15 protein-coding genes are annotated in these 16,241 nt (G+C 64.1%); 8 read left to right on the top strand and 7 right to left on the bottom strand.

Features of this window, described 5'->3' with window-relative positions; genetic code table 11:
- Positions 1-21 precede the first annotated feature (21 nt).
- From AC3WTO_RS00655 to AC3WTO_RS00625, 7 genes are all read right to left on the bottom strand, one after another.
- Positions 22-534: a MarR family winged helix-turn-helix transcriptional regulator gene (locus AC3WTO_RS00655; protein WP_492458752.1), complete on the bottom strand. Its 513-nt coding sequence runs from the start codon at positions 532-534 to the stop codon at positions 22-24.
- Positions 535-683: 149 nt separating this feature from the next.
- Complete coding sequence (locus AC3WTO_RS00650; RefSeq protein ID WP_492458751.1) at positions 684-2,255, bottom strand: indolepyruvate oxidoreductase subunit beta family protein; 1,572 nt, start codon at positions 2,253-2,255, stop codon at positions 684-686.
- Positions 2,252-4,405: a thiamine pyrophosphate-dependent enzyme gene (locus AC3WTO_RS00645; protein ID WP_492458750.1), complete on the bottom strand. Its 2,154-nt coding sequence runs from the start codon at positions 4,403-4,405 to the stop codon at positions 2,252-2,254. Before AC3WTO_RS00645 ends, AC3WTO_RS00650 begins: the two co-directional genes overlap by 4 nt.
- Before the next feature lie 12 nt (positions 4,406-4,417).
- The gene (locus tag AC3WTO_RS00640; RefSeq protein WP_492458749.1) at positions 4,418-5,014 is read right to left on the bottom strand and encodes a VOC family protein; all 597 of its coding nucleotides are present in this window, start codon (positions 5,012-5,014) and stop codon (positions 4,418-4,420) included.
- Between the two features lie 107 nt (positions 5,015-5,121).
- A complete protein-coding gene (locus AC3WTO_RS00635) occupies positions 5,122-5,607 on the bottom strand; it encodes a MarR family winged helix-turn-helix transcriptional regulator (protein WP_492458748.1) in 486 nt (161 codons plus the stop codon).
- Positions 5,604-7,169: a phytoene desaturase family protein gene (locus AC3WTO_RS00630; RefSeq protein ID WP_492458747.1), complete on the bottom strand. Its 1,566-nt coding sequence runs from the start codon at positions 7,167-7,169 to the stop codon at positions 5,604-5,606. Before AC3WTO_RS00630 ends, AC3WTO_RS00635 begins: the two co-directional genes overlap by 4 nt.
- 11 nt (positions 7,170-7,180) lie before the next feature.
- Positions 7,181-7,972: a cyclase family protein gene (locus AC3WTO_RS00625; RefSeq protein WP_492458746.1), complete on the bottom strand. Its 792-nt coding sequence runs from the start codon at positions 7,970-7,972 to the stop codon at positions 7,181-7,183.
- Positions 7,973-8,110: 138 nt separating this feature from the next.
- Between AC3WTO_RS00625 and AC3WTO_RS00620 the strand changes: the two genes are divergently transcribed.
- From AC3WTO_RS00620 to AC3WTO_RS00585, 8 genes are all read left to right on the top strand, one after another.
- The gene (locus AC3WTO_RS00620) at positions 8,111-9,679 is read left to right on the top strand and encodes a phytoene desaturase family protein (RefSeq protein WP_492458745.1); all 1,569 of its coding nucleotides are present in this window, start codon (positions 8,111-8,113) and stop codon (positions 9,677-9,679) included.
- A 57-nt stretch (positions 9,680-9,736) separates the two neighbouring features.
- Entirely contained in the window at positions 9,737-10,138 is a 402-nt protein-coding gene (locus tag AC3WTO_RS00615; RefSeq protein ID WP_492458744.1) for a RidA family protein, read from the top strand.
- Positions 10,139-10,197: 59 nt separating this feature from the next.
- Entirely contained in the window at positions 10,198-11,733 is a 1,536-nt protein-coding gene (locus tag AC3WTO_RS00610) for an ABC transporter substrate-binding protein (RefSeq protein ID WP_492458743.1), read from the top strand.
- 47 nt (positions 11,734-11,780) lie between these two features.
- Positions 11,781-12,791, top strand: coding sequence for an ABC transporter permease (locus AC3WTO_RS00605; protein WP_492458742.1), 1,011 nt, complete (start codon positions 11,781-11,783; stop codon positions 12,789-12,791).
- Positions 12,784-13,635, top strand: coding sequence for an ABC transporter permease (locus tag AC3WTO_RS00600; RefSeq protein ID WP_492458741.1), 852 nt, complete (start codon positions 12,784-12,786; stop codon positions 13,633-13,635). The genes AC3WTO_RS00605 and AC3WTO_RS00600 overlap by 8 nt, the downstream gene beginning before the upstream one ends.
- Positions 13,632-14,522: an ABC transporter ATP-binding protein gene (locus tag AC3WTO_RS00595; protein ID WP_492458740.1), complete on the top strand. Its 891-nt coding sequence runs from the start codon at positions 13,632-13,634 to the stop codon at positions 14,520-14,522. Before AC3WTO_RS00600 ends, AC3WTO_RS00595 begins: the two co-directional genes overlap by 4 nt.
- A 4-nt stretch (positions 14,523-14,526) precedes the next feature.
- Positions 14,527-15,318 (top strand): ATP-binding cassette domain-containing protein, encoded by a 792-nt coding sequence (locus AC3WTO_RS00590; RefSeq protein ID WP_492460003.1) that lies wholly within the window; start codon positions 14,527-14,529, stop codon positions 15,316-15,318.
- Between the two features lie 144 nt (positions 15,319-15,462).
- Positions 15,463-16,218, top strand: coding sequence for an MBL fold metallo-hydrolase (locus AC3WTO_RS00585; protein WP_492458739.1), 756 nt, complete (start codon positions 15,463-15,465; stop codon positions 16,216-16,218).
- Positions 16,219-16,241 lie beyond the last annotated feature (23 nt).

Here is a 16,241-nt window from a genome sequence, read left to right as displayed (position 1 = left end):
CAATTCAGGAAGAGTTTCCGGTCAAGCGTTATCCGCAAGCGCGCCACGGATCGAGCCTTTCAGCTTGCCAAGTTCCTTCATCAGCACCTCGCGGTCGCGTGGCGACAATCCTTGGAACAGCGCACCGATCCAATCGCCATGGCGATCAGCCATCTTGCGGAATTCCTTGCGGCCGAAGTCGGTAAGCGCCACGATCTGTACACGGCGGTCCGTTGGCGAGGTGGTGCGACTGATATGGCCGCTTTCGACCAGGCGCTCGACCAATGCGGTGAGATTGCCCGCCGACACCATCATGCGGCGCGAAACCTCGCCCAGCACCATGCCGTCTTCCGCCCGCTCGAGCTGGGCCAGCAGATCGAAACGCGGCAAGGTAAAGTCGAATTCCTCGCGCAGCTGGCGGCGGATCTCTGCTTCAATAAGTGTCGTGCAGGTGAGCAGGCGCAACCACAGCCGCGTCTCGTCGCCATGATCGGCCGGCGCTTCCGCCGCCTTGGTCTCGCTATCGAGCCAGCCTTCGATATCTGTATCCGCCATCGATGAACCCACCCCTGCCGCATCACGCGGGCGCCCCATCAAACACACCGCGCCCCCCGGCGCGGCTCGCAGATGGCCTCGACTCCATCCGTGATGGTCAAAGCATAAAGTAACTGCAGGGTCCGTCAATCGGAACGGACCGGCTCAAATCACCCAGCCAATTTACTGGAATCATCCGCGAAGGAGCGCACCGTCTTGATGGCACCGTCGAGAGCGACACCATCGGCATCGGCAAGAGCCGCTTCGCGCAGACGCCTTACCCAGTCCGCCGCATCGCCGCGTCCGCGCAGCATGGGCAGGCAGCCCAGCACCTTGTCGAACTTGGAATGGCCGCGCGCATGGGTATCGGAATAGCCCTTGATCAGGCGCCGACACTTCAGCACTTCTACAGCAAGTGCATAGTCACGGCCGCGTTCTGCCTCCGCAAGCTGCAGCCATTCGCGCATATGCGCCGCCTCGACCTTGTGGCGCAGCAGGCCACGACGCCAGCGGCGCAGGCCACCGACCGTCCATAACATGCCGAAGCCGAAGATCGTGTCGGTGCGGATGCGGCGGCCTCGATCGATGAAGCGATTGAATGCCTTCATCATCCTTGGCCGTGCCTCCAGCGCAGCGCCGAGACCGGCCGGCATCAGGCCGACCATTTCTTCCATGCGCGGGTGGAAATATTCGGTCGTTGCAAGCGTCTGGCTTTTGCCGAGGTGCACCTCGTCGCGCACGCGTTGCGAACGCGCTGGCCGGGTCTTCAGGTCGGCGACACGGATGATGTCGTCATAGACCATGGCGTTGGCGACATACTTCGCAGCCTCGCGCGAAAAGGCATAGCCTTCGGCCTCGCTGTCCGCCGCCACCAGACGCTCAAGCTCCGACAGATAGTCTTCGCCATAAGCAAGATCGAGGAAGTCGACCACCTTGCGCAGTCCGGGCTCAGCCAGTTCGCGAACCGGCTGCGGCAGCGCCGCCGCCCTGGCAGACAGGGCTTCCCATCCGCGCTGCAACGACTTCGGCAGCACCGTATCCCTGGTCTGTTTTGCTTTTGTATCGGGAGCCCCAGCGGGCGCTTCGGCGCCGGCAGTCCGATCATAGGCGAGAGCAAAGGCGGCGAGGCTCGCCTCGGTTCCCTTGCCGCCCGCCTTGATGGTCGCCTCAAACTGCTCGCGCGAGAAAGGCAATTCACCGGAACCCGCCAGCGCCCCGAACAGGCTTGCAGAGACCACGCTGCCGGCCTTCTTGGCCATCGCTTCCATGTCGAAATGGATCAGCCGTTTGGCGGCCTCGCCGGAACGACGCGACACCGTATCAGAATCGGCGCGGCCGTCGCCTGGGACGATCTTTTCCGACACCGCCAGCATGCGGTGGCTGGAGGCGATCAGCGTGGTGCGATCGGGAGTCACGAAACCGCGCAGCACGGCGCGGCCGGCTTCGGCGAGCTCGGCGGCGATGAGGATATCGACATCGCCCGGCGAAGGGCTGAGCGAAAGAACGGGATGGTCGTTCGGCCGCTCCGGGTCACGCGGCAGCATCTCGACATAATAGATGGTGGCGCCGGTGCGCTGGGCGACACCGGCCACTGAAGTCGACTGGACATGCCAGCCGGCGCGCTGAGCGACATCGGTTACCCAGCCGCTCAGCACGCCGCCGCCCTGCCCGCCCACGGCCAGGATACAGATCTTGATGATGCGGCCGGTCGTATCCGGCCCCTCCGGCAAACCAAACTTCATGCCGCGACATCTCCAAACACCGGCCGGCCGCGTTCGCGCCAGCCTTGCAGCGCGGTGATGACGCGCTGGCGCAGGCCAAACCAGAACCGGTCCCATCCCGTCGGGTTGGAAATCACATCGGCCTGATAGAAGGACGGGCACAGCACAGCGGCATCGGCCACCTCGCCGCAATTGCCACAGCCGACGCAGTTCTCGTCGATCGCCGCAACTGGGTCATCACGCAGTGGATCGTCGAGATGCTTGACCGTCAACGACGGACAGCCGGAGAGACGCATGCAGGCATGATCGCCGGTGCAGACATCCTCGTCGACACCGAACTTGGTCTTCACCATGCGCTTGCCTTCGGCAATCGCCTTTTTCTTCAGCGGCGCTTCGCGACGCTGGCGGTTGAGCATGCATTCGGACGAGGCGACGATGACCTTCGGCCCCTTCTCCTCCGTCGTCAGCGCCTCCTTCAGCGCGTCGCGCATGGTGCCGACATCGTAGGTGCGTTCGATATGGCGCACCCATGTCACGCCCATGCCCTTGATGGCGTCGGTGATCGGATGCTTGGTCGACTTGGTGCGATTGGAGGCGCGCGAGGACAGCACGTCCTGACCGCCGGTCGCCGCCGAATAGTAGTTGTCCACGACCACGATCACGCCGTCATTCTTGTTGAAGACCGCGTTGCCGATCGAGGACGTCAAGCCGTTGTGCCAGAAGCCGCCATCGCCGACGAAGGAGATGGAGCGCCGCTTGGCTTCCGGCGAATTGAAGGCGGAAGCCGAAGCCGGGCCGAGACCATAACCCATCGTCGTGGCGCCCAGTTCGAAGGGCGGCATGATCGAGAACAGATGGCAGCCGATGTCGGATGCGATGTGGTGCTTGCCCAATTCCTGCTCGGCCAGTTTGGTGGCAGCGAAGATCGGCCGTTCCGGGCAGCCGATGCAGAAGCCTGGCGGGCGCATCGGCACCGTCTTGGCGAGATCGTCGAAGATCGGCGGCGCCGGCACGTTGGGCGCGCGGATCTCCGGCGCCAGCAGGTCGCTGCCATGCTTGCGCATGAAGGCGCCGATGCCGGACAGCATGACATCGCCGGAATATTCGCCGGCCATCGGCAGCACGCCCTTGCCTTCCAGCTTCACCGAAGCGCCGGCCTTGTAGAGCATCGATCCCAGTGCCTGCTCGATATAGTCGGGCTGACCTTCTTCGACGATCAGCACCGCATCCTTGTCGGCGCAGAAGGCGACAAGGTCGTCCTCTACCAGCGGATAAGTGACGTTGAGCACGTGCAGCGGCACTTCCGTCTCGCCATAGACATCGGCAAGGCCGAGCCGCTGCAGCGCGCGGATGACGCCGTTGTACATGCCGCCCTGCATGATGATGCCGACTTTGCCAGAACCGCCGAAGGTCTCGTTGAGCTGGTGGCGCTTGATGTAGTCGATGGCCGCCGGCAGGCGCTTGGTGATCTTTTCCTTTTCGTGCAGGAACGAGGCCGGCGGCAGCACGATGCGCTGCGTGTCGCGGCGCGGATTGTCCAGCGCGTCGGCGACGGTCATGGCCGGCCGGACATTGTCCTTGGCAGTGAAGGAACCGTGCACGTGACAGCAGCGGATGCGCACCTGCAGCATGACCGGCGTGTTGGAGGCTTCCGACAATTCGAAGCCGTGCTCGACGGCGGCCACTATCGACGGCAGGTTCGGACGCGGATCGAGCAGCCAGACCTGGCTCTTCATGGCGAAGGCGTGGCTGCGCTCCTGCATGATGGAGGAACCTTCGCCGTAGTCCTCGCCAACGATGATCAATGCACCGCCGGTGACGCCACCGGAAGCAAGGTTGGCCAATGCATCGGAAGCGACGTTGGTGCCGACCGTCGACTTGAAGGTGGCGGCGCCACGGATCGGATAGTGTACGGAGGCCGCCAACATCGCGGTGGCGGTGGCTTCGGAGGCGCTCGCCTCGAAATGCACGCCGAGCTCGGCCAGGATTTCCTGGGAGTCCGCCAGCACGTCCATCAGATGGCTGATCGGTGCGCCCTGGTAGCCACCGACATAACCGACACCGCATTGCAGCAGTGCCTTGGTGATGGCCAGAATCCCTTCACCGGTAAACTCCTCACCGGCTCCGAGCTTCAGCTTCTTCACCTCCTTGGCGAATGACCGTTCAGCCATGGCAAGTCTTCCTTATTTCGATGGGTCCGTGTTCGACCACAACACCGTGCCGCCATTCTTCTCGTAGGCCATGCCTTTCGGGAAAGAGATGGCTTCGAGCTGCAGGCCCCACGGCGTGAAGAAGTAGAGAATGGATTGGCCGGCGACGGGGCCTTCATTGATCGGCATCGGCCCCTTGAGGGTACGGATGCCCTTGGCGGTCAGATATTTCGCCGCCGCATCGATGTCGTCGACATAGAAGGCGATGTGGTGGCCGCCATTGTCGGAATTGCGTGGTCGCACGTCCTTCTTGTCGGGCGCGCTGTAGTCGAACAACTCGATGTTCGAGCCGGATTGGCAGCGCAGCAAGGTGATCTCGTTGATCACCGCGCGCGGATCCACGTCGACGAGATCCTTCATGAAGTCGCCCTTGTCGTCGCGAAACGGGCCGAAGCTCGTCGCCTTCTGGCACCCCATCACATCGACGAAGAATGCCTCAGCCGCCTTGATGTCCGGTACGGTGAGGCCGATGTGATTGATGCCGCGAACCCCGGGCATCGGCTCGGCCACGGCGTGTGCCGGCCAGAGCATGGCGGCGAAGGCGGTTGCGATCAGGAAATTCTTGCTCATCTCGGTCCTCGGATCGATGCTTGGCTGGAATTCTATGCCTTCAGATCATTCGGTTGTTGCGTAGGAGCTGGAGCCTTCCAGGGAGAAACGGAAATGCTCCAGGTCGGTCAGAATTCATGCTTGCGCACGTTGAGCAGGATCTTCTGCAGGGTCGCCACGAATGCGGCGTGCTCTGCCGCATCGATGCCTGCGAACATGTGGTTGTAGGTATCACGCATGGTTGGCCACAGCGTCTCGAAGGCGGCGCGACCGGCCTCGGTGATGGAAATGCGCGTGGCACGGCTGTCTTCCGGATCGGCGGTGCGCCGCACCAGCCCGTCGGTCTCCAGCGCATCGAGCGCGCGGCTGAGCGTCGACTGCTCGGTGATGGCGTAGACGGCCAGCCGGCTGATGGCGAGATTGTCGATCACCGACAGCACGGCCAGCGCCCGCATCTTCGGCGTGGTCAGGCCGAGCTTGGCGAGGTCTTCGCGCAACGAGGCATTGTAGCGGCCCATGATGCGGTTCATCAGATAGGGCGCAAATTGCTGCAACCCGATCTCGCCGAGCCGTGGCCCTTCGGTATCGTCGCCTATGATGGTGCGTTCGTTCACCGGAACTCCTTGGTCACGAGGAAGCCCGACCCACCGCCAAGACCCGGACCCGGATGGGTCGAGGCGCCGATGTGATAAAGGGATTTGACCGCGCTGCGGTGGTTGACCGACCCTGCGAATGGCCGCCAGACAAAGAACTGGTCGATGGTGCAGGCGCCGCCATAAGGATCGCCGCCGACCAGATTGATGTTCATCGCTTCGAGATCCGCCGGCGAATAGGCGCGCCGCGCCAGCACCGTTTCGCGGAAACCCTCGATGTGGTTCGCCAGGATCGCTTCGAGGCGGTCGGCAAACGCCTCGCGCGTCGCATCATCCCATGTGCCCTGCACGGCGATCTCGCCGGCTGCATCGCCCTTGATGAGGCGTGGCGCATCCGGCACCTGGATCCAGAGGATCGCCTTGCCTTCGGGGCAGCGCGACGGATCGAGCGAAGCCGGCTGCCCGACACACATGGTCGGCGTAACCGGCAGCATGCCGCGGGTCGCCTCGTTGTGCGATTTGGAAACGGCGTCGATGCCGTCGGTGAGATGGATCAGCGCAACCTTCTCCAGACCCTCGGCGCGCCAGCGCGGCGCGCGGTCGAGCGCGTAGTGAAGCTGGAAGTTGCCACGACCGTGGCGATAGGCGCGGGTCGCATCCTTGGCTGGTGATGGTGCATCCGGACCGAGCAGGCGCCCGTAGAGCTGGCCCGGCGCAACGGAGGCGATGACGGAATTCGAAGCGCCGATCTCCTCGCCGCCGGCAAGCCGAACACCGGTCGCCTTGCCGTTGCGAACCAGGATGCGCTCGACATCGGCGCCGGTCCGGATCGTGCCGCCTTGTTCCTGGATCAGCGCGCGGAAAGCATCGACGGCCCTGCCGGCGCCGCCCTTGACGATGGGCGCACCCGCCGCTTCCAGCGCGAAGGCGATGACCTTGCCCATCTGGGCGGAATAGGTGTCTTCCGGCGACAGTCCGCAATGCAGCGCCCAAGGCGCATGCAAGGCCTGGATGTTCGGCGACTTGTAGCTTGTTTCCAGCCAGTCGCGTGCCGGCGCCAGGGCACCGCCGAAATAGTCGACCAGGCCGCGCAGGCCGCGCCGCCAGGCTTCGCGCGCCAGCAGTTTCGCGGTGGCGAGGCTCCATAGTTGGCCGCCGAGCAGACCGAACAGCAGTCCGGCGCTGGCTTCGATCGAACCGACATCGGCGGCATGACGATCGCCATCACCCGAGGACAGGCCATTGAAGGCCTTGACATTGGCGGCACGGTCGGTGGTCAGCACGACGCTCGACCCGTCGGGACGCAGTGCCGCCGTCGGATGCGGCGTATGGCAGAATTCGAGCCCGTGACGGGCGAGATCCTGACCGAGCGCAGCATGGGCAGGCCCGGTCAGGAAAAGAACGAAAGTGGCCGCCATCACGTCATGCGTGAAGCCCGGAAGCGTTGCCTCGGTGCTGAACATGCAGCCGCCGAGGCGCTGCTCGCGCTCCAGGAGCAGCACCCGCGCGCCCGATTTCGACAGCATCGCTGCCGCCACGAGCCCGTTGATGCCGCTGCCGATGATGATGTGATCGTAGGCCACGGTAGCTCCGATCAGACCCGGGGAACCAGCGCCAGAGCACGCACCGGGCTGCCGGTGCCCTTGACGATCTTCAGCGGCGCGGCGATCAGGATCGCACCCTTGGCCGGCAGCTTGTCGAGATTGCAGAGGCTGGCCAGGCCATAACGGTTGGCCTTGTGCATCAGGTTGTGCGCCGGGAATGGCGGGGTCATCCCGCCGGCCGCACCCGCATCGGTGCCGATGCACTGCGTGCCCCAGCCGATCGCGCCGCGCTCGATGATGTATTCGATGCAGTCGACCGAAGGTCCCGGCGAATGCGGGCCGTTGGCGTCGGCGTTGAGGAAGGACGCCTCGGAACCGTTGCGCTTGTCCCAGTCGCTGCGCATCACCACCCACTCGCCCTTGCCGATGGCGCCGTGCTTGGCTTCCCAGGCCTTCACGCCTTCTGCGGTGAGCAGATAGTCGTTGTCGGCCGCCGACTCGGCCGAGCAGTCGATGACGTTGACCGGCGCGACATAGTTGCTGACCGGAATCGTGTCCGTGTAGCCGTCGGAATATTCCTTGCCGGTGATCCAGTGGTGCGGCGCATCGAAATGCGTGCCGGAATGCTCACCGATCTTCAGCCAGTTCCAGGCCCAGAACGGACCGTTCTTGTCGTATTCCGAGATGGTGTGGATCTCGATCTTCGGCGTATCCACCGCGAACTCCGGCGGAAGCTTGAGAAGCGGAGTGTCCGGACCCAGCGGCGCGGACAGGTCAACGACGTCAACCTTTCCACTCACCAGAAGCTCGGCCAGGCCGGCAAGCGCATTTGCAGCGGTCATATTCAATCCTCCTGATTGCATGTTCTTCATTCTTTTGACCGGGCGCCAGCAATCGCGGCAGCACCGGTTTTTCCCGAAGATCAGGCTAGACGAATTTAGATGCGTATGCAAATATCATTTTAAGGGTGAACTAATTCCATGACCAAATACGACGCCATTTTCATTGGCGCGGGACACAACGCACTTGCCTGTGCGGCGCATCTCGCCAAACGCGGTTGGAAGATCGGTCTGTTCGAGGCGGCGGACCGCCCGGGCGGCGCCGTGAAGACGCTTGAGCTGACCAGGCCCGGCTATCGCCACGACCTCGCCGCCATGAACCTCAGCCTGTTCGCAGGCTCTGCATTCAACCGGGTTTACGGCGCAGAACTGGCACAACATGGACTGGAATTTGCACCAGTCCAGGACTGTTTCGCTTCGGTGTTCCCGGACGGACGCTGGCTGGGCGTATCCACCGACTTGGCAAAGACGATGGCGCGCATCGGCGCGGTTTCAGCACGCGACGGCGAGACCTGGGAGACGTTGGTCAAGGCCTTTCCGGCGCGGGCCGAGCGGATCTTTTCGATCCTCGGCAGTTCGATGAAAAAGCGTGCACTTGCACGTATCTTGTTTTCACTGCTGCGCAAGGACGGCATTTCCGGCACCCTCGACCTCGGCCGTTTCCTGTTGTCGTCACCGCGCGCCTGGCTGGATGAGACCTTCGAAAGCGACGAGGTCAAGGCGATGCTCGGCGCCTGGGGCATGCATTTGGATTTCGCGCCCGATATCGCCGGCGGGGCGGTCTTCCCCTATCTCGAAGGCATGGCCAACCAGAGCTTCGGCATGGTGTTGGGCAAGGGTGGCGCAGACACCATGATCCGGGCGCTGACGACCATGGTCGAAGGCCATGGTGGCACCATCGAGTGCAATGCCAGGGTCGAGCGTGTCGTCACCGCCGGCGGCCGGGCGACGGGTGTGGTGCTGGCCGATGGACGCCGCATCGAGGCCAGCCGTGCCGTCATCGCAACCGTTTCGCCAAAGGCGTTGACCGGGCTGTTGCCGGAGGGCTCCGGCAACAGCGGTTTCGACCGCAAGATGCGCGATTTCCGCCATGCGCCCGGCACCATGATGATCCATCTGGCGGTGGATTCACTGCCGGACTGGGCCGACCCTGACCTGCAGCGCTTCGCCTATGTGCATGTCGCGCCGTCCCTGGATGTCATGGCGCGCGCCTATCAGGAAGCCCAGGCGGGCCTGCTGCCGGCCGAGCCGGTGATCGTGGTCGGCCAGCCGACCGCAATCGATCCCACCCGCGCACCGAACGGCAAGCATATTTTGTGGCTGCAGACGCGCGTCGTGCCCGCCGAGATCAGGGGCGACGCAGCCGGCGTGATCCAGGATCGCGACTGGGCAACGGTACGGGAGGCTTATGCCGACCGGGCGATTGCCATCATCGAACGCTATGCGCCGGGCCTTTCGGGCAAGATCATCGAACGCACGGTGGTGAGCCCGCTCGATCTCGAAAGCGGCAACGCCAATCTGGTCGGCGGCGACCAGATCTGCGGCAGCCATCACCTGTCACAGAATTTCCTGTTCCGGCCGGCAACCGGCTCGGCCGACTGGAGCACGCCGGTGCGCAATTTTCATCTGGCCGGCGCCGCGACATGGCCCGGCGCGGGCGTCGGCGCCGGCTCCGGCTTTCTGCTCGCGCAGCAACTGGCAGGCGGCTGAAACAAATCTTCAAAACAAAGCTCGCGGGGAGCGGGCTCCAGAGGTGGGAGGACCAATATGAAGCGCAAGGCGATCAACCCCGACAGCATGTACAAGTCGCTGCCGTTCGGATTTTCCCATGCCGTCGAGCAGAACAGCGGGCGCACCCTGCACATGGCAGGCCAGGTTGCCTGGAACAGCGCCGGCGAACTCGTCGGACCGGGCGACCTGGCCGCGCAGGCACGCCAGGCACTGGCCAATCTCAAGGCCGTGCTGGCGGAAGTCGGCGCCACACCCGGCGACGTGGTGCGGCTGCGGACCTATGTCGTCAACCACACGCCCGACAAGCTTGGCCCGATCGAGGCCGAAGTGAAGGCCTTCTTCGGCGATGCGACGCCTGCCGCCAACACGCTGATCGGCGTCCAGACGCTGGCGATGCCAGAATTTCTCATCGAGATCGAGGCAACCGCGGCGCTCTGAGCAAGCCGATTGCCTCGCACGAAACAATAATGGGCATCACAACAATGGGGAACACAATGATGAACGGACATACAAACAGACGCACCCTGCTGAAACTGGCGGGCGCCGGTGTGGCTGCCGCCAGCCTGACGCTGCCGGGCAAAGTCTTTGCCCAGGGCAAGGACGAGCTCACCATCGCCTACAACGTCAACCTGCCTTCCTGGGATCCGACGGTCGGCCCGTCGGCGGTGAACCCGACCATCCAGGGCTTCTACCAGTCCGTGTTCGACATGTTCATCCACCAGAACCCGGACCTGTCCTTCGCGCCGGGGCTGATCACCGAATGGGGCTGGAACGACGACCGCTCCAAGATCTTCCTGGTGGTTCGCGAAGGCGTCAAATGGCATGACGGCAGCCCCTTCACGGCCGAGGACGTCGCCTGGTCGCTGGCGCGCGCCGGCAAGGCCGAAACCGGCAATCCGATCCAGTTCGTCTGGTCGAAGGTCGGCAACTTCAAGGTCGACGGCAACCGCGTCGAGGCCGACGTCATTGAGTTCGAGCCGACCATCTTCAAGTGGATGTCGTTCCTGACCGGCTATGTGCTGCCCAAGGCCTACTACGAAAAGGTCGGCGCGGAAGGCTTCGAGGCCAAGCCTATCGGCACAGGCCCCTATATGGTCGACCGCTACGAACGCAACGCCTTCGTGCGCCTGAAGGCCAATCCCGACTATTGGGGCGGCAAGCCGGATTTCGAAACCGTCACCATCAAGTTCGTCACCGATGCCGCCAGCCGCGTCGCCGAAGTCGAATCCGGCAATTCCGACGTGACGCTGGAAATCCCGTATGAGGAATACGACCGGCTGACCGGCGGCAAGCTCAAGGGCAGCTGCGAAACCGTCTCCGACATCGCGATGATCTTCATCAACGACGTCGACCCGATGCTGGACAAGAATGTGCGCCTCGGCGCCATCAAGGCCATCGACAAGCAGTTGCTGATCGACCGCCTGCTGCGCGGCTACGGCGTGCCGCTGTCGACGCTGGAGACGCCGGAATACGCGGCCTATGACGCCTCGATCAAGGTCGATGCGAATGTCGAGGAAGCCAAGAAGCTGCTCGCCGCTTCCGGCTATTCGCCGGAGAAACCGGTGAAGTTCAAGATCCAGACCACGCGCGGCTTCAAGCCGAAAGACTACGAGATGATCCAGGCGATCGTCGGCATGTGGCGCAAGGTCGGCATCGAAGCCGAGATCGAGGTCTACGAGATCGCGCAGCACTACGAGCTGCGCGCCGCCGACAAGCTGGCACCGGCCGCCTTCTACAACTGGGGCAACGCCGTTGGGGACCCGACCACCTCGACCGGCTTTGCCATGTTCGGCCCGAGCCCGCATTCGGTCTGGGACGGCAAGGAGCTCGTCGACCGCATCATCCCGCTGTGGGGTGAGAAGGACGAAGCCAAGCGCATCCAGGGTTGGAAGGATGTCGATCGCTACATCGCCGAAGAAGGGCTGGTGATCCCGCTGCTGCAATATGCGCAACCAATCGTGCACCGCGAAGGCCTCAAGGTGACGCCGCACAAGTCGGGCGCGCTGCTGCCGCACCTGATCAAGCGCGCATAAGCTATAGTTCCCCGGCCCGGTTCGCGCCGGGCCGGAGATCATCCCTCATGCTGCTTCTTCGCCAGACCGTCTCCCGGCTCATCACCACGCTGATCACGCTGTTCGGCGTGGCGGTGATCGTTTTTGTCGTCATCCGCGTGGTGCCAGGCAATCCCATCGCCATGATGCTGCCGCCCGGCGCGACCGATGCCGATATCGAACGGCTGAAGACGCTCTACGGGCTCGACAAATCCATCTTCGAACAGTTCGTCATCTGGTTCGGCAATGTGCTGCACGGCGATTTCGGCACCTCGATCTCGACGCGCCAGCCGGTGCTGTCGCTGGTGCTCGACCGGCTGCCGGCAACGCTGGAACTGTCGATCATGGCGCTCGTGATGGCTGTGGCGATCGGGGTGACGCTGGCCATTCTCGGAACACGCTTCCGGGGCCGCAAGACGGAGGCCGGCATCGACGTCGCCAACGGTATCGGCCTGTCGGTTCCGGATTTCCTGTGGGGGTTGGCGCTGATCCTGCTGTTCGGCGTGCTCTGGCCCGTCTTCCAGATTTCCGGCCGGGTGTCGCCGCGGCTGGAACTGCCTTTCACCAGCCAGTTCTATCTGTTCGAAAGCATCCTGCGCCTGCGCTTCGACATCCTGGCAGACCTGCTTTCCCATATGTTCATGCCGGCTCTCGCGCTCGCTTTGCCATTGGCCGCGATTATCTCGCAACTGCTCAAGCAGTCGCTCAAGGAAACGGTCAACCTCGACTATTCCGTGCTCGCCCGCACCAAGGGCTATTCGGAAACCAAGGTCATCCTGTCGGAGGCCCTGCCCAACTCGATCCTGCCGACCCTGACCCTGGTCGGCGTGCAGTTCACCTTCCTGATCGGCGGCACCGTCATCATCGAGCGGCTGTTCTCCTATGAAGGGCTCGGCAACATGGCGATCGACGCCGTCATCAACCGCGACCTGCCGCTGATCCAGGGCATCGTCATCCTGTTCGCCATCCTGTTCACCTTCGTCAATCTGGCCGTCGACATGACCTATGCCTTCCTCAACCCGAAGCTGCGCCATGCTTGACGGACGCGGTTCGATACGCCGGCGCGCTGGCGCAAGGCTCTGGTTGTCGGCCCTGTGGCTGACCCTGTTCGTGCTGGCGGCGCTGCTGGCACCATGGATCAGCCCGCATGACCCACTGGCGCAGGACCTGATGCTCGGCCGGCTGCCGCCGGCCTGGGTGGCCGGCGCCGAACCAGGCTACTGGCTGGGCACCGATAGCCTCGGCCGCGATGTGCTGTCGCGCATCATCCATGGTGCACGCATTGCACTGATCGTCGCCCTGATCGCCGGCACCGCCACCTGCCTGCTCGGCTCGGCGCTTGGCCTCGTCGCAGGCTTCTATCGCGGCTGGGCCGACCGGCTGATCAGCCGGCTGGTCGACATCTGGATGGCGTTCCCGCCGGTGCTGTTCGCGATCCTGCTGATCGCGGTGCTCGGCACCGGCCTCACCTCCGTCATCCTCGCCATCGTCATCATCGACTGGACGCGCTTCTGCCGCGTCGTGCGTGCCGAAACGCTCAACCAGTCGAAGATGGATTATGTGCACAGCGCCAAGGTGGCGGGCTTCACGCGACTGCGCACGCTGGCCTGCGAGATCCTGCCCAATGTGTTGCCCACCATCATCGCGCTGCTGACGCTGGAAATGGGCATTGCCGTCATCGTCGAGGCGATCCTGTCGTTCGTGAACCTGTCGATCTCAACCGACCAGCCGACCTGGGGCGGCATGATCGCGGAAGGCCGCACCAGCATCCATCAGGCCTGGTGGGTGCTGGTGTTCCCGCTGATTGCGCTTTTCTTCACCGTGCTGTCCTTCGCGCAATTCGGCGACGGCCTGCGCGAACGTTTCGATCCGGTGCTGCGATGAGCGGCTTCCTGGAGATACGCGGACTGTCGGCGCGGCTTGCGGGCACCAGCCAGCGCCTGCTGCGGTCGGTCGACATCAGCCTGCCGGCCGGCTCCGTGCGTGGGCTGGTCGGCGAAAGCGGCGCCGGCAAGAGCATGATCGGCAAGGCCGTGCTCGGCGTGCTGCCCAAGGCCGTCGAGATCATCGAAGGCGAGATCCTGCTCGACGGCCAGGACCTGCAGAAAGTGTCGCCTGGCGAGCGCCGGCGGCTGATCGGCGCCAAGGCGGCGCTGATCCCGCAGGATCCGCTGACGGCGCTCAATCCATCGCGGCGCATCGGCCCGCAGATCACCGATCGCCTCGTAGACATTCTCGGCTGGACGAAGGCGCGGGCCGCCACGCGCGCTCTGGAAGTGCTGGCGGAAGTCAGCATTCCGGAGCCCGAGCGCGTCATGCGGCTCTACCCGCACGAACTGTCCGGCGGCATGCGCCAGCGCATCCTGATTGCCTCGGCCTTCGCCGCCGAGCCGAAGCTGATCGTTGCCGACGAACCGACCACGGCGCTCGACGTCACCGTGCAGAAGCAGATCCTGAAACTGATCTCCGAACTGCAGGCGCGCCACGGAACCGCCCTGCTGTTCGTCACCCATGACCTCGGCGTGGTCTCCAAGGTCTGCGACACGCTTTCGGTGCTTTATGCCGGCAAGGTGGTGGAAGACACCACGGTGGAACGCTTCTTCGCGGCTCCGCAGCACCCCTACAGTTCGGCGCTGCTGGCGGCAACGCCACGCCATACCGATCCAGCCTCGTCGCTGAAGCCGGTGCCGCGCGCGGTGCTCGATGCCGTCGCCACCGAGGTCGCGGCCAGCGACAGCGCCTGGCGTCCGAATGGAGGCGCCCGTGGCTGACAAGATGGCTGACAACATCTTCGAGGTTTCGGACCTCATCGTCGATGTCGCCGACATGACGCGAAAGCCGCTGTTCGGACCAGCACCGCGACTGAAGATCCTGAAAGGCGTCAGCTTCACCATCCCGCGTGGCGCGGTGCTCGGCATCGTCGGCGGGTCCGGCTCCGGCAAGACGACACTCGGGCGCACGCTGGTGCGGCTGACCGAGCCGAGCGGCGGCCGCATGCTGTTCGACGGGCACGACATCGCGCATCTTTCCGATGCCGCCATGCGGCCGCTTCGACCGCGCATCCAGATGATCTTCCAGGACCCGCTGTCGTCGCTCAACCCGCGCCTGACCGTCGGGCACACGGTGGCGGCGCCGCTGAATGCCAGGGCGAACGATCCACGCGTCAGGGAGGCACTGGAACATGTCGGCCTGCCGGCCGATTTCGCGCGGCGCTATCCGCACGAACTCTCCGGCGGCCAGCGCCAGCGCGTCGGTATCGCCCGTGCGATCGCGATGCGGCCGGAATTCATCCTCGCCGACGAGATCGTGTCCGGCCTCGACGTGTCCTCGCAGGCGCAGGTGCTGATGCTGCTGGAGAAGCTGGTGGCAGAGCTCGGGCTGACACTCGCCTTCATCAGCCACGACCTGTCGGTGATCCGCCGGCTGTGCAGCCGTGTCATCGTGTTGCGTTCCGGCGAGATCGTGGAGGATGCGGCGACCGCCGACCTGTTCGAACGGCCGCAGCACGCCTATACGCGCGAACTGCTCGATGCCATTCCGACACCCGATCCTTCGATCCGCTGGTAGGATTGACGCGGCAGTTCTATCCCGGAGGAGGAGGAGGACGACGATCTTTTTTCGTCCTCCGGCTGCGAGAGGTGCTGCCCTGCCTTTCTCCCGGATCAAGAGCGGGGTACACATCGGCACTGTCGCATCTTTGCCGAGGACATCATGAAGATCCGCCTGTTCCGAAACGCCGCGCTGAAGATCGAAGTCGCCGGCAAGACGCTGCTCGTCGACCCGGACCTTGGCGACAAGCACAGCCGCCCTTCCTTCACCGGACGTTCGCCGAACCCGATGGTCGACCTGCCGGTCGACATCGAGGAAATCCTCGCCGGAGTCGACCTGGTCATCGTCTCGCATCTGCATGCCGACCATTTCGACACCGTGGCGCAGGCGGTGATCGCAAAGGACCTGCCGCTGATCTGCCAGCCGGGCAACGAAGAGACCATCCGCGGCTTCGGTTTCGAGAATGTCACGACGCTTGCTTCCGAACGAACCTGGAACGGCATCAGGCTGACCCGCCGCGACGGCAGCCATGGGTTGGGACCGGTGGTCGAGAAGATGGGGCCGGTGATCGGCTTCTCGCTGGAGGCGGAGGGCGAGCCATCGCTCTACTGGGCCGGCGATACGGTGCTCTATCCGCCGGTCGTTGAAACGATCGCAGCGACAAAGCCTGACATCGTCATCACCCATTCCTGTGGCGCACGCTGGGATGGCGAGCTGATCGTCATGGATGACAAACAGACCGTCGATGTGGCGCGTTCGGCACCGCAGGCCAAGGTGATTGCCGTGCATATGGAAGCGCTCGACCACGCCACGATCGACCGGGCTGCACTGCGCAGCACAGCCGAGGCCGCTGGCATCGACGCCGCCCAGCTGTTGATCCCGGCCGATGGGGAAACGGTGCACATCGAAAAGAGCTGAACGGAGGCCGGCTCCCCCACCAC

Source organism: Mesorhizobium sp. EU05-FHT14A09 (assembly GCF_058790995.1).
The sequence above is the reverse complement of the archived record's forward strand: the minus strand, read 5'-3'. Positions and strand labels throughout refer to the sequence as shown.